Source organism: Parasedimentitalea maritima, from assembly GCF_005771405.1.
Classification (GTDB): domain Bacteria; phylum Pseudomonadota; class Alphaproteobacteria; order Rhodobacterales; family Rhodobacteraceae; genus Parasedimentitalea; species Parasedimentitalea maritima.
On the sequence record NZ_VAUA01000006.1, the window covers coordinates 128643 to 143389 of the forward strand.

General features: G+C 53.7%; 12 protein-coding genes. 4 read left to right on the forward strand and 8 right to left on the reverse strand.

Features of this window, described 5'->3' with window-relative positions:
* The first annotated feature begins 96 nt into the window (after positions 1-96).
* Both FEE96_RS13075 and FEE96_RS13080 read left to right on the forward strand, forming a co-directional pair.
* A complete protein-coding gene (locus FEE96_RS13075) occupies positions 97-894 on the forward strand; it encodes a ferredoxin--NADP reductase (RefSeq protein WP_138163541.1) in 798 nt (265 codons plus the stop codon).
* Positions 895-916: 22 nt separating this feature from the next.
* Positions 917-1693 (forward strand): response regulator transcription factor, encoded by a 777-nt coding sequence (locus tag FEE96_RS13080; RefSeq protein ID WP_138163542.1) that lies wholly within the window; start codon positions 917-919, stop codon positions 1691-1693.
* Between the two features lie 507 nt (positions 1694-2200).
* On the opposite strand, the gene FEE96_RS13085 is transcribed toward FEE96_RS13080, so the two are convergent.
* The 3 genes from FEE96_RS13085 to xylF all read right to left on the reverse strand — a co-directional run bounded on the left by FEE96_RS13085 (position 2201) and on the right by xylF (position 5405).
* On the reverse strand, positions 2201-2995 hold the full coding sequence (locus FEE96_RS13085) for an ATP-binding cassette domain-containing protein (protein WP_246079449.1): 795 nt from the start codon (positions 2993-2995) through the stop codon (positions 2201-2203).
* Complete coding sequence (locus FEE96_RS13090) at positions 2995-4296, reverse strand: sugar ABC transporter permease (protein ID WP_138163543.1); 1302 nt, start codon at positions 4294-4296, stop codon at positions 2995-2997. Before FEE96_RS13090 ends, FEE96_RS13085 begins: the two co-directional genes overlap by 1 nt.
* 80 nt (positions 4297-4376) lie before the next feature.
* The gene (gene xylF, locus FEE96_RS13095) at positions 4377-5405 is read right to left on the reverse strand and encodes a D-xylose ABC transporter substrate-binding protein (RefSeq protein WP_138163544.1); all 1029 of its coding nucleotides are present in this window, start codon (positions 5403-5405) and stop codon (positions 4377-4379) included.
* Between the two features lie 170 nt (positions 5406-5575).
* Here xylF and FEE96_RS13100 point away from each other — a divergent pair, with 170 nt between their 5' ends.
* A complete protein-coding gene (locus FEE96_RS13100; protein ID WP_342770969.1) occupies positions 5576-6790 on the forward strand; it encodes an ROK family protein in 1215 nt (404 codons plus the stop codon).
* On the forward strand, positions 6780-8294 hold the full coding sequence (locus FEE96_RS13105) for a CRTAC1 family protein (RefSeq protein WP_138163546.1): 1515 nt from the start codon (positions 6780-6782) through the stop codon (positions 8292-8294). The genes FEE96_RS13100 and FEE96_RS13105 overlap by 11 nt, the downstream gene beginning before the upstream one ends.
* Here FEE96_RS13105 and FEE96_RS13110 read toward each other — a convergent pair.
* The 5 genes from FEE96_RS13110 to FEE96_RS13130 form a co-directional block, all read right to left on the reverse strand.
* Positions 8288-9583, reverse strand: coding sequence for a cytochrome-c peroxidase (locus tag FEE96_RS13110; protein WP_138163547.1), 1296 nt, complete (start codon positions 9581-9583; stop codon positions 8288-8290). The genes FEE96_RS13105 and FEE96_RS13110 overlap by 7 nt on opposite strands.
* 3 nt (positions 9584-9586) lie before the next feature.
* On the reverse strand, positions 9587-10591 hold the full coding sequence (locus FEE96_RS13115; protein ID WP_138163548.1) for an aldose epimerase family protein: 1005 nt from the start codon (positions 10589-10591) through the stop codon (positions 9587-9589).
* Positions 10588-11901 (reverse strand): xylose isomerase, encoded by a 1314-nt coding sequence (gene xylA / locus FEE96_RS13120; protein ID WP_138163549.1) that lies wholly within the window; start codon positions 11899-11901, stop codon positions 10588-10590. The genes FEE96_RS13115 and xylA overlap by 4 nt, the downstream gene beginning before the upstream one ends.
* Positions 11898-13352 (reverse strand): xylulokinase, encoded by a 1455-nt coding sequence (gene xylB / locus FEE96_RS13125; protein WP_138163550.1) that lies wholly within the window; start codon positions 13350-13352, stop codon positions 11898-11900. The genes xylA and xylB overlap by 4 nt, the downstream gene beginning before the upstream one ends.
* 516 nt (positions 13353-13868) lie before the next feature.
* On the reverse strand, positions 13869-14726 hold the full coding sequence (locus tag FEE96_RS13130) for a fumarylacetoacetate hydrolase family protein (RefSeq protein ID WP_138163551.1): 858 nt from the start codon (positions 14724-14726) through the stop codon (positions 13869-13871).
* Between the last annotated feature and the right edge of the window lie 21 nt (positions 14727-14747).

The window sequence follows — 14747 nt, forward strand, 5'->3', positions numbered from 1 at the left end:
ATCGAAGGTTTGCGATGCATTCCTCAGTGATGAGGATTGTTGAAATGAGGTCGATGTTTTTGTTTGGGGCTGCGCGAAACAAACAGGACCCATGAGATGAATCAGATCGCAAGAGAAATCACAGCTCCCAAAGGCTTTGCCGCGTTACGGGTGAGTGACGTCAAACACTATAGTGATCGGCTTTTTGCTTTCAAAACCGAGCGCCCCGCTGGATTCCGTTTCCGCTCGGGTGAGTTTGCAATGATTGGGCTGCCAGTGGACGGCAAGCCCTTGGTGCGGGCCTATTCCATTGCTTCGCCAAATTGGGAGGAACATCTGGAGTTTTATTCGATCAAGGTGCCGGACGGGCCGTTGACGTCGCGTCTGCAAAACATAGGCGTCGGAGATCATATTCTAATCCGGCCCAAACCTGTGGGAACACTGGTGTTTGACGCGCTTCTACCGGGAAAACGGCTGTTCTTGCTTTCCACCGGTACTGGCGTTGCACCGTTTGCCAGCGTCATACGGGATCCAGAAGTATATGAAAAGTTTGATGAAATTTATCTACTGCACACCTGCCGTGAGGTGAGTGAACTGGCCTATGGGCGCGACTTGGTGCAGTCCGTTCTCACGCACGAATATTTGGGTGAACTTGCCGATGGCAAGCTACTCCACCTACCGACCACTACGCGCGAAAACTCTGATCATATGGGGCGGATTAACACCTGGATCGAAGATGGGCGGTTGGCAGAGTTCGCAGGCGGTACTTTGACGCCCCAGACCGATCGAGTAATGATCTGCGGATCCATGGCGATGTTGAAAACACTCAAGGATTGCTGTGAAGCACTGGGGTTTAAGGAGGGGTCGAACTCTAAGCCTGGGGAGTTTGTGATCGAAAAGGCTTTTGCGGAGTAACGTGCTTCGCGAGTAAGCATTCATGACTTTGGAACACAAGTTCGAGTGGCCAGCGCCTGAAATAGTGATGCCGATGTCGCTAGCGGCAGAGCTTACCCGGAGCATCGGCACCACCGCCTTTGTGCAAACGACAATGCGTTTTGCCTATGAAACTGCAGGTGCCGATTTTGTTTCTGTTTTCTGTCTTGGGGATCGGGACAAACCGCTTTTGATGGGAACGGCCTGCCGGTTGGGGCAAAATCGGGCTGACCGTGCCGCCAAGGGCTATGTTCGCCATGTTGAACAGGACCGAAACGCCCAATTGTTGCAAAGCGCACGTGGGGTTGGTGATTTTTTGACCGTGCAAGAGGCCGACAATATTCCGCTATTTACCTATCGACGCGACTGTTATGATCTGCCGGGGATAAGTGGTCGGGTTTCATTGGTGCGGCGCACGCCAGCATATGGACTATCTGTAAGTCTATATTCGAGCTTAGAAACAGGTCCTTTCCCCGAGCACTCATACTCGGATGTAAAGGCCGTTCTGGGGTATCTGTTAGCTGCCACTGAACGGCACGTCGCATTTTCTATGAAAGGGCCAGTCTGGCAGGGGCAAGATATCCAAACGCGGTTGGCATTGACTTATCCCGACTTAACGACGCGCGAGCGGGAGGTCGCAGCTATGGCAATTAAAGGCAGAACTGCGGCTGAAACGGCGGATTTACTGAACCTTGCAGAAACAACGATCATAACACACCGCAAGAATGCATATAGACGCATGAACGTGGCATCCCTACGTCAGTTGGTTGCCACGCTGTGATCTTCCGCACCTTGTTTCAACCTGGCCGAACCAATATGCTCTCAAAGAGCAGGTGACCGATGTTATGCTACTGCGAAAGCAACGGAGTCTCCGATAAAGTGTTCATCGACAAGAACATAGCCTTTCTAATGTATACGCATCGAGGGTTGCCATTTGGTTGTGCCGCAATAGGCAGGTGAGTTGTGCCCGGTCATGAACGCTGGATGATGGGCGGTGCTCCCTGGGAAAACGGGTTTGAAATGTAGGAGGAAGACATCGATCGCATAGAGAAAGCTGTGTTCGATATCAAAGCACAAAGGTTTCAGTTCAAATTATATAACATAACAAACCTTATCGGGAATTTGGACGTGATCGGTCGCGCTACCCTCAAGTGCGACTCTTGTTAGAGAACAGTAGTTTATCTAACAAGAGGAATCGGAATGGAAACCGTTTATACCCGGTACGTTCTAAATTGGGTTATGACTACTCCTCTGTCTTACTGGGAAATAGGGAGATCAGTTTACATGATCATGCAACGGCTTGGTTCGGCACCTTACCCAGAATGATCATCGACAAAAGATCATCATCGGTGACCTCATCAATATTCACGGTTCCAACAAGCTGGCCGTTTTTCATCACACTCGCCCTGTCGCAAAGTTCCATCACGGCGTGAACATCGTGGTCAATCAGGAATATCCCAATACCCTGCGCCTTCAGCTTTTGGATCAGCTCAGCCACCATCTGAGTTTCTTGCGGCCCCAGTGCTGCGGTCGGTTCATCCATGATCAGAATTTTGGCGTTGAAATAGACCGCCCGTGCGATGGCGACTGACTGACGCTGACCACCTGACAAGGCGCTAACAGGCTCTGCGAATTTACTAAAGTTCGGGTTCAGTCCACCCATGATCTTGCGGCACTCTGCTTCCATTGCGGCGTCATCGACAAGACCAACCGGCGTGATCAACTCACGTCCCAGGAACAGGTTAGATGCAGCGTCCAGATTATCAGCCAGTGCAAGCGTCTGGTAGATGGTCTCAACATTGTAACTGCGCGCGTCGCGTGGATTGTGAATTTCAGCTTTGTTGCCATTGATGCGGATTTCGCCGCTGTCCATCTGATAGGCGCCGGACAATACTTTGATCAGGGTCGATTTGCCTGCACCGTTGTGACCCAGCAGGCCCACAACTTCGCCCGGATGCAGATCAACACTGACATGGTCGACGGCGTGAATGCCGCCAAATGATACGCAAATGTCTTTCAACTCGACCAGTGGCGTATCCCCATCGATACGCCGTTGCTGAGCTGTTTTAATTTCTGAAGCCATCATATTTTTGCTCCCAACCGTTTGCGGTACTGAATATCGAGCCAAACTGCAAAAACCAGCACCGATCCAACAACAATGTTCTGTAGCGGTGCATCAACGCCAACCATCGCCATTCCGGACTGCAGGCTTTGCATAACAAGCGCCCCAAGGATGGCGCCATAAATCGTCCCGGCACCGCCAGCCAAGGCTGTACCACCGATGACCGCAGCAGCAATCACACGCAATTCATCAAGGGTTCCGATGTCGTTGGTGTGGTTTTGTAAACGTGCCGAAGCCACAACAGCAGATAAGGCGCAGAGAAACCCCATGATAGCAAAGACTTTGACGGTCAGCAGACGAGTGTTGATGCCCGATAGATCAGCCGCGTCCGGGTTTCCGCCGGTTGCAAAAATGTATCGCCCCAGTCGTGTACGGCGGGCGACAACTGTCATGACGATGGCGGTAGCAATCAGGATTAAAACGGAAATTGGCAGACCATAACCAACTTCCAGCCCCTCTGGCATTACCTCGCCTTTGGCCTCGAACATGCGCTGCAGTTTTCGACTTGGAATATCATAAGAGTTCAGGATCCAGACAAAACCCAGAATGGCACAGGTCACGATGCCCATGACAATACCTTCGGCCCAAGCGGGTTTCGCCGGAAATCCATGTTGAATTCGTCCACGACGGGAAGAGACCATTGCCCAAAGTGAAATTGCGACCGCAACCACCCCAATGGTCCAGCTCATTGCTTCTCCCATGGTGCCACTGACGCCCCCCAGAACCAAAAAGTTCTTGTCCAACGGCCCAATTGTCTGCCCGGAGGTGAACAACCAGCCGTAGTTCCTCCAGACCAGAAACCCGCCAAGTGTCACGATAAAGGCCGGAACGCTTTGATACCCGACCAGCCATCCTTGAAAGGCACCGATCAATGTGCCGATGCTTAGACCTATTGCGATGGCAATTATCCAGGTCAGTGGGTGGTCGAACCCAAGGCCCAGATATGTTGGCAGGAATTTTGTTTGTACCAGCGCCATGACGGCTGAACTCACAGCTAGTACTCCGCCAACAGACAGATCAATGTGGCGCATCACAATAACAAACACCATTCCCGTCGCCATGATCGCGACCGACACTGTCTGGATCGTCAGGTTGAACAGGTTACGCGGGCTGAGGAAGCGGCCATCCGTCAAAATGTTGAATCCGATACACAGGATGACAAAGGCACCGATCATACCCAACAGCCGTACGTCCAGTTCCAGCTGCTGGAACATGTTGCGTTTTGACTGGGACGGGATCGGCTGAGATGTGGTTTCGGTCATGTCCGAACTCCAGATACAGCGGTGGTTTTCAACAGCACGCCCCAATCAGATTGGGGCGTGCCAATGTTCAAGATTAGAGTTTAGTTACAAGGTGCAGGACCGTTGGTCACACCCTGACACAATTTGTCCTTACTGATCCAACCGGCGTCGACAACGACGCTTAGATTGCCAGCAGTCACAGGAACCGGAGCCAGGAACATGGATGTCATGGCTGTACCACCTGGCGACGTCCAAGCCGCAGATCCTGCTACGTCTGACAAAGCAGCCCCGCCGGCCAGTGCCACAGCGATTTCACCGGCATTCTTACCCAGATCTCGGGCATCTTTCCAAACAGAAACAGTCTGAGTGCCCAGTGCAACGCGGTTCAGCGCAGCGTGATCACCATCCTGGCCTGACACGGGAAGTCCTTCCATGCCCTGAGCTGTCAAAGCTGCAACAACACCACCAGCGGTGCCATCGTTGGACGCAATTACAGCGTCAACTTTGTTGTCGTTGGCGGTCAAGATCTGCTCCATGTTGCGCTGTGCATTCGCAGGCAGCCAACCATCGGTATAGGCTTCGGCAACAATTTTGATTTTGCCACTGTCAACCGCTGCCTGAATGACTTCCTGCTGTCCACCGCGCAGGAAATCTGCGTTGGGATCAGTTGGAGAGCCCTTAATCATGACGTAGTTACCGGCAGGCAAAGCCTCCAGAACTGCGCGGGCCTGCATGCGGCCAACTTCGACATTGTCAAAGGTCAGATAAAACGCGCGGCTGTCTTCGATCAAACGGTCATAGGCAATAACCGGAATGCCTTCGTCGGCCGCAGCCTGAATGGCCGGGCCAATGGCCTGTGTATCCTGTGCTAGAACGATCAGTGCATCTACGCCCTGAGCAATCAGGCTTTCGATATCTGACAGCTGCTTGGACGACGACGATTGCGCATCAGCTGAAATGTAGTCTGCGCCCCCGGCTTCCAAGGCGTCCTTGATAGCGGCTTCGTCAGTTTTCCAGCGCTCTTCCTGAAAGTTCGACCAGCTTACGCCAACAGTCAAATCAGCGGCAAAAGCTGCCGAACCGGTCATGGCCACAGCTGCGGCCAGAGAGATTCCACTCAAAAATTTCATTGTATTCCTCCCCGTTCTGAAAGGGCCCGTAAAACCGGGCTCTCCGTACAAAACCGGCTTAGCACCATTTTTTTTGAAATTCAAATTAAATCATGTACCCTGCCCTTGGAGGTACCTATTACCAAGACCGCAACGATGGTTTATTGGTCTCGCAGGGGGTGAAAAATTTGGTGAAAGAAAACCGTCTCTCGCATTCGGGCGAACAGCGCGAAAGTGGCAAGCAACAGGTCATCGATACGATTCGAGCGGCCGGCAGTATTGCGCGTATTGATATTTCAACAGCAACACGGGTCAGCCCGGCCACGGTGACGGCAATTACCGCTGAACTGATAGACGTCGGGCTGATCGAAGAGATAATTCCGGACGTCCCCCGGCAGGAAGCCAAACGTGGTCGCCCACGGGTTGCCCTCAAAATCCGTGGTGATGCGCACAGAATTGCCGGGATCAAAGTGTCTCATCGGGTGATTTCAGTCGTGCTTCTTGATTTTGAGGGCAACGACATCGTCGACCACGAGATGCCACTTCAACAGGCATGCATGCCTGTTTCACAACTGTGCACATCGATCATGGATGCGCTTGCGCAAGCCTGCAGCAAGGGCGGGTTTGATATCAGCACGATCTCCGGAATTGGCGTCGGCCTTGCTGGTCTGGTGGATGCAAAAAGAAATTTTGTCTACTGGTCCTCGTCTCTGGACGAACGGAATGTCGATTTTGGCGCCCACCTCGCCCAACACACCCCCTGCCCTATTTTTATAGACAATGATGCCAACTTGGTTGCAAAGGCTGAACATCTTTTTGGCAAAGGGCAAAATGTCAGCGATTTTGTCGTTATCACAATTGAGCATGGCGTTGGCATGGGTATCGTCATCAATAACGAGATCTATCGTGGCTCGCGCGGATGTGGCGCTGAGTTTGGCCACACCAAAGTCCAGTTGGAAGGCGCGTTGTGCCAATGCGGGCAGCGCGGCTGCCTCGAGGCTTATGTCGGTGACTATGCGCTACTGCGCGAAGCAAACATCACCAATGGCGGTGTGGGGCATCGGGATTTGGGACAACTGGTAGAGGCGGCGCAGTCCGGTGACCAGATGGCCTGTTCTATCTTTGATCGGGCCGGTCGCATGTTTGCGATGGGGCTGGCCAACGTTGTGAATGTTTTCGATCCAAAACTGATCATATTGTCCGGCGCACGACTATCCTTTGATTATCTCTATTCGGAGCAGGTGATCCAGGAAATGCAGCGTTGGGTCGTGCAGGTCGATGCCCCGCCACCCGAAGTTCTCGTGCACAGTTGGGGGGATTTGATGTGGGCAAAAGGCGCGGCAGCCTACGCAATTGAAGAAGTTTCCGCCTTGGCCATTCGGGAGTTGGCAAGCAGTGAAAAGTGAGCTGGCGCTAACCCTCGCATTGATCGCACCACAGGTTTCCGCTGAGGTGAGCTATACTCAACACCCCCTGCCCGATCACATCTATTCAGGTGGGTGGGAGCATTTCGTCGGCGGTGGCGTGGCGGCTTTTGATTGCAACGGAGATCAGTTTCCTGAACTCTATGCTGCTGGCGGTGAAAACCCAGCGCAGCTCATGCTCAACACCACAACAGGTGCGGGTCAAGATCTGTCCTTCAATGCAAGTACCCCCGATGCACTTTCGATAACTGGTGTCATCGGAGCCTATCCGCTGGATATCAATGGGGATGCGATCCTGGATTTGGCAGTGCTTCGCAACGGTTCGGATATGCTGTTGCAAGGTTTGGGAAATTGTCAATTTGCGCCCTTTTCTGATTTGGGTTTCGAAAGCGGCGACCATTGGACCACAGCGTTTTCCGCAACATGGGAGGCGGGGAATACGCTGCCAACACTGGCCTTTGGCACCTATGTCGACCGTAGCCATCCCGAGGGTCCGTTTGAGACATGTGATGCGACATTGCTATACCGCCCCAACGGTCAATCTTACGGGGCAGCCGAGCATCTGGAACCCGGCTTTTGCGCCTTATCCATGCTGTTTACAGATTGGTCCCGGACGGGTCGTGCGGATCTGAGGGTCAGCAATGACCGGCATTATTATGTGCGCGGCGGCCAAGAGCAGATGTGGGCGATGGAAGGCAATCCACGCCTGTATGCAGAAGACCAAGGCTGGCGGCCTTATTTTCTCTGGGGCATGGGCATCGCCTCTCGCGATCTAACCGGCGATGGCTTTGCCGATGTCTATCTGACCTCGATGGGGGATCAAAAGTTCCAGTATTTCGACCCGGACAGGGGTGGGCCTTCGTACCGAGATGCCACCTATGAGCGCGGAACAACTGCGCACCGCCCCTACACTGGCGGCGATGGCCGCCCCTCCACTGGGTGGCACGCTGCATTTGGCGATGTGAATAACGATGGGTTGGATGATATCTTTGTGGCCAAAGGCAATGTCGAACAGATGCCCGGCGCGGCTATGAACGATCCCAATAACCTGCTGATCCAATCTCCAGACGGCACGTTTCGCGAACATGGTCTAACCGCTGGGATTGCCAATCTGGCTCGATCCCGGGGCGCAGCGTTGATGGACCTGAACCTGGATGGGCAGTTGGATCTGGCAGTTGTAAACCGGCGGGCACCGATGGAGCTGTACCAAAACACCACGGCGGAAGGGAACTGGCTGATGGTGCAACCTGCTGCCCGTGCCGACAATACTCAATCCGTTGGCAGTCATGTGGAATTGCGCGTTGGGGACAGGGTGCAGACCCGCGAAATCACGGTCGGGGGTGGGCATGCCAGTGGACAAGCTGGGCAAATCCATTTTGGATTGGGGCAAGTCACCGAGGGCGAGATCAGGATTATCAGGTCAGATCAAAGTGTATCTGACTGGCAGCGGTTCACAGCCAATCAGGTTATTACACTCGCTCACTGATCAACCGGCAATCCACTGGGGACCTGCATTGGTACGCCCAACCGACCTTTGATCGCAGTTGCGTCGGTTAAACTGTGCAAAAAGGCGACCAGATCTGTCACGGAACCATCGTTCAACCCAACTGGCTGCAATTCATTTGCCTCTGCGATCCGCGCCAGTTCATCTTCGTCCCCCACAACACGCCAATCGTCAGCATCATCGATTTGGTGAAACACCACCTGCGTTGGATCATAGGCATGCAGGGATACAACCGGATCAAGATGATGCCGAACAACGGCTTCCAGACTGGCATAGGCTCCGTTGTGGCCATAGGGGCCAGTTACGGACACGTTGCGCAGCGAGGGTGTCAGGAATTTGTACTGGTCAGTCAGATCTCCGGTCACGCGCATCCTCCCGTCGTCGCGTGCGTGGGTTTCAAACGGAGCTGATTTTCCCGGTCCGATTTGCGGCATGGCAATCGCGTGAAAACCGTGGTCCGTTTGCAGCCATCCCGAATGACAGTTGGAACACCCCGCCTTGCCATAAAACAGCTGCTGACCGCGGGCCGCGTCATCAGGCAGCGGGTTTCCCCCCATCATGGCGCGGTCAAACGGGCTGTCATCTGCCCGCCATTCAACCCGCGTGAAATCGGCAATGACATTGGCAATGTCAGTGAACTTAATGGGTTCCTGTTCCCCCAACACAGCATCAAAGGCGGTGCGGTATTCTGGTATTGCAGCGACCCGTGCCGCAATTTTATCCCAGGCCCCATCCTTGATGCTCAGATGACCCAAACGAACTGCTTGTGACACCTCGTTCTCCGAATAATGCCCCGCCATTTCATCACTGGCCAGAACCGGGAACATCGCCTGCGCGGCCAAAACACTGTCAAACCCAACCACCATTTCACTGCCTAACGGTGTTCGGATGCCACCTGGCCTGTCAGGATCAATTTCCAAACGACCGTCATGGAAAAAGGACGTATATTCTTGGGCACCCAGGTTCCACAGGGCCGGTGCATTACGGGGCAATCTGTCTTCGGGGATGTTGTTCGGATCAATACGCCGGTCCGGGCCAAGTCCAATTCCCCCTTCCCCTATCGACAGCGACATCCCGTCAGAGGTGCCAAACCGGGGATGATGGCAGGTCCCGCAGCTGATGTTTCGGTTGCCGGACAAGATGGAATCGTAAAACAGCAGTTGCCCAAGCTGAACACGCGATGGGTCCATCTCGGGAAACACAGGTCGAGGCCCCAGATTCTGTGCCTGAGCACCGGTTGCCAACAGGGCGCCGACCATCATCCACTTCATCCGTCAGCTCCCTTTGATTTCGATCTGCAACTTCTGAGTATAAGGCATTTCGGGAGAAACCATAACGGATGGGAACGAGGGGATATTGACCGCGTTGGGAAATCCCTGCGGCTCAAAACAAAAACCGCCAGCCGGGCCATAGGTCTGACCCTCCAGCCCACCGCTCTGCGGTGCCATCTGCGCGGCGGTATAAAGCTGCGCACCTAATTGATCACTCCAGATTTTCAGCCCCATACCGTTGGGGGCCACCACAGTCGCGATGGCCTCTCTGATATTCCTGTCCGCTTCAAAAACCAAATTATGGTCGATCCCAAGCCGCGCAGAATCTGCTTCATTAAACGAACGTTTCTTGCGAAAATCAAAGCGGGTGCCATCAACCGGCGCAATATGTCCCGTTGCGACGCCCTCATCATCCATTTCTAGCACACTGTCCGCTGCACAGCACATTTGGTGCTCCCAAATGGAGCCACAGCCTGCGAGGTTGTAATAATTATGTTGGGCCAAGCTAATCGGAGTCACGCAATCCACTTCGGCGCGCATATCATAGGTTACACGGGCTCCATTCAACCGAATATCAACAGAGAATTTAGCGCGCCCCGGGAACCCCCCTTCCCCAGCGGGCGACGTATATGACAAACGCACAGCAGACGCTCCGTCGGGTTCGATGTCCCAAAAAACTTTGGATAAGCCAGCAGGGCCACCATGCAGTTGGTTGGCCCCTTCATTGGGGTCCAATTGGTGAGTTTGCCCATTTTGCGAATAGACCGCACCGCCAATCCTGTTGGACACCCGCCCGGCAATGGCTCCAAAGTAGGTGCTGCAATTCAAGTAGCGAGCAGGATCTTCATATCCCAGCACAACAGGAACACGCAGCCCATTCAACGGAACCCGCCAATCCTTAGTCGTCGCACCATAGTTCAGGATCAACAGCGAGACATCACCATCTCTGATGGTGGCCTCCCGTAGAGTTTGGCCATTAAATTGGCCGCAGTCGCTAACGACAGTCATACGAACCTATTGACGACATTTTCCAGATATTCCTGTTTTCCGGATCGTGGCTTTGGATTAATCTCCTGCGCCTCGACACGTGCCGCAATTTCATCCAGGGATTCATTGCCCGCCAACATGGATTGGTTCACAGGTTTGTCCCAATCGGCATACCGGTCTTTTAAAAAGTTCGGTAATGTACCGTCTTCGATCATTGCAGCAGCGGCCTTTAGCCCGCGGGCACATACATCCATACCGCCGATATGAGCAATCAACAGGTCTTCGGCATCTAGAGATTGACGGCGTAGTTTCGCGTCAAAGTTGGTGCCACCGGTTTTCAAACCGCCATCCTGAAGAATGTGATAGTAAGCCAGCGCAACTTCTGGAACGTTGTTCGGGAATTGATCCGTGTCCCAGCCAGATTGGTAATCGTTACGGTTCATATCAATCGAGCCCAAGATCCCCAGTGACGTGGCCGTTGCGATCTCGTGCTCAAACGAATGGCCTGCCAGAATAGCATGGCCTTGCTCAATGTTCACTTTGACTTCGTTTTCCAGCCCGTGACGTTTCAAGAACCCGTAAACAGTTGCAGTATCGTAATCATACTGGTGCTTGGACGGTTCCTGTGGCTTTGGTTCAACCAGGATTTCGCCTTTGAACCCGATCTTATGCTTGTGCTCAACAACAAGGTTCAACATGCGCCCCATCTGTGCGTCTTCTTTGGCCAGATCGGTGTTCAACAGCGTTTCATAGCCTTCACGGCCACCCCACAGAACATAGTTCTCACCGCCCAAACGATGGGTTGCATCCATACATGTTTTGATGGTCGCCGCACAGAACGCAAACACGTCGGGGTCAGGATTGGTGGAGGCACCAGACATGAATTTCACCTGACTAAACAGGTTAGCAGTCCCCCAAAGTAGCTTCACGCCGGTCTCTTCTTGCTTTTGCGCAAAATAGTCGACGATCTCGTTTAGGTTCTTGGTGTTTTCGGCAAAATTTGCCCCTTCGGGACGTGCATCCGCATCGTGGAAGCAATAGTATGGCGACTTCAATAGTGTGAACATTTCAAAGGCCACATCGGCTTTCAGCTTTGCCAGTTCCATGGAATCCGCAGGAAACCAAGGGCGGTCAAAGGTCTGACCACCAAAGGGGTCGCTGCCCGGCCAAGCAAAGTTGTGCCAGTAACAGGTGGCAAAACGCAGATGGTCCTCCATCCGTTTGCCCATGACAACTTCGTTTGGATTGTAGTGACGAAACGCCAGCGGATTGGTGCTGTCGGCGCCTTCGAATGGAATTTCGGTGATGTCGCGGAAAAATCCAGTGCTCATGATAAGGCAACCTTCAAGTTGGGGTAAAGCGCGCGATACCGCGCATGAGTTTCGGAATATCGGTCGACCAAATCAATGCGTGGCTCGACGGTCTCTGCGACCTTGGGCCTGTTCATAATCGTAGAAAGGTCGGCATTTGTGTCCGCTGCAATTGCTAGTCTCGCCGCGCCAAGCGCTGCGCCAAAGTCGCCTTTTTCCGGCAAATCCAGTGGCAGATTTAACGTGGTGGCTAGCGTTTCCAGCCAGAACCGGGATTTTGTCCCGCCGCCAATGGCCAGGACGCGCGACAAGCAGGTTCCGGTCGCCCTTAACGCGTCAAGGTTATCGCGCAGAGCAAAAGAGACACCTTCCATAACCGCCCGCGTTAAATCTTCGGGCGAGGTTGCAACATCCAAGCCTACAAATGAACCTCTCACTGTGCTGTCGTTATGTGGGGTCCGCTCACCAGACAAATAGGGAAGGAACAAGGTCTTAGAGGGTCCGGAGATCGCCCCATCTAGTTTTCCGGCAAGCTCTGCCGGAGACCGCCCTAAAATCCGCGATAGCCAGTTCAAACAATCGGTTGCGGCAAGGATAACACCCATCTGGTACCAGGTATCCGGCACTGCGTGGCAGAATGTATGCACGGCCGATGCCGGATCAGGGGCAAAGCTGTTCTTGGCCGCAAGTAAAACGCCCGATGTTCCAAGCGAGACAAATCCGTCGCCGTCTTGAAAACACCCAACACCACAGGCGGCCACTGCATTATCACCGCCACCGCCTGCAACAACCACAGGGCCAGGGATTTCCCAGTCGGCACGCAGTTTTTCACGCAAATTTCCAGAAATTTCGGAGCCTTCGACCAGACGGGGCATTTGGTCCCGACGCATGTGCCCTGCGGCAAGCAGGTCATCAGACCAGTCGCGCTTTCCAACGTCCAGCCAAGACGTGCCAGCACTGTCCGACATGTCGCTAACATATTCCCCTGTCAGCCAAAGGCGCAGATAATCCTTGGGCAGCAGAACTTTTGCCACCTTGGCAAAGATTTCAGGTTCATTTTCTTCAACCCAAGTCAGCTTGGGGGCGGTAAAGCCCGGAAATACGATATTCCCTGAAAGGTTGCGTACATTGGGTGTCTCATCAAGAACGGTAGCCTGCACCGCCGCGCGCGTGTCGTTCCACAAAATACAGGGCCGCAGCACTTGCCCTTGGGCATTCAACAGGGTTGCGCCGTGCATGTGGCCACTTAATCCGATCCCTCTGACAGCGCTGAATTCGGCAGGATAATCAGTCCGGAGCTGCGCCATCACCGTTTTGCAGGCATCAACCCAATCCGTAGGATCTTGTTCGCTCCAGCCCGAATGTGGGTTTGCCACCGAATAGGCTGCATCAGCAGTTGCAACAATCGCCCCGCCCACATCAGACAACAACGCGCGCAAGCCAGATGTTCCCAGATCTAAACCGATATACATCCGTGTCCCTTTAACATTGGCGCACTCGCAATGGAGTTCGAGTTTATTTATTTTAGAGTATAAAATAAAACAGAGGGAGCGTAGTTGTCAACACAGGTCAGCGATCAGAATTGCGCGGGCTGCCAGTCCGAAGCCAAGACGGTCTGCTGCTCTGAGCTTCGCGCGACAGGTATGTCGCTCTAGCAAAAGGAGAAGTTGATGCGGGCGAACACATATCCACGCGGTACAGATCTGTCGGCCAAACTAGCGGGAGCAACTCCACGAAAGGCGTCCCGTCTATGACAGGACCAAGAGCGCAAGTAAGAGAGTGCAGTGCAGTGTCTTTTTGCTCGCGCCAAAGATCGGCACCTACCTGGTCGCAAACATGACGGGAATCTGCAGACCTGGCGTTTGCTGAACTTCAAGGGTGGGAGCAGCAAGACTACATCTGCAATGTGTGCCGCCCCTATGAGTTTATGGCGTCAGAATGTGAATTGGAGCTAAGCGGTGAAAAGTGCCCCCTAGCTCCAGAATTTTTCATGAGAAAGCGCGCACCCGCTGGGTTTGCGTGCCCAATCCTTTGATGCCCAGTGACATCACTTCTCCGCCTTTTAGGTAAACCTGCGGCGATTGTGCCATGCCAACACCTGGGGGCGTACCGGTTGAAATGATATCGCCGGGTTGCAGGCTCATGAACTGGCTGCAATAGGCCACCAGATGCGGCACCTTGTAAACCATCGTTGCGGTTGAACCGTTTTGATAACGCGTCCCATCCACATCCAGCCACATGGCCAGATTATCAAAATCGTCCACCTCGTCCTGGGTTACCAACCAGGGGCCGGTTGGGCCAAAGGTGTCGCAGCCTTTGCCCTTGTCCCATGTGCCTGCACGTTCCAGTTGGAATTCACGTTCCGAAACGTCGTTGACCACGCAGAACCCTGCCACATGGGACAGCGCGTCGGCCTCATCGATGTAGCTGCCACCAGTGCCAATCACCACGCCCAGCTCTACCTCCCAATCGGTCTTGGTGGAGTCGCGCGGGATCTGTACGTCGTCATCAGGCCCAACAATGGCCGAGGTCCATTTGTTGAAAATCACCGGTTCGGACGGAACATCCATGCCTGCCTCGGCAGCGTGATCGGCATAATTCAAGCCGATACAGATGAATTTCCCGACTTGACCCACACAAGCGCCCAAGCGCAGATCTTCTTGCGGCTTTCCGGCTACAACCGGCAGGCTGTTCGGGTCCAGTGCGGCCAGTTTTGCCAGGCTTTCGCTGCTCAGTGCTGCACCCGCAATGTCAGACACCACACCGGACAGATCTCGCACCTGTCCTTGAGTATCCAAAAGACCGGGTTTTTCCTGTCCCGCTGGACCATAGCGCAAGAGCTTCATGTATTGTCTTCCCTATTAACA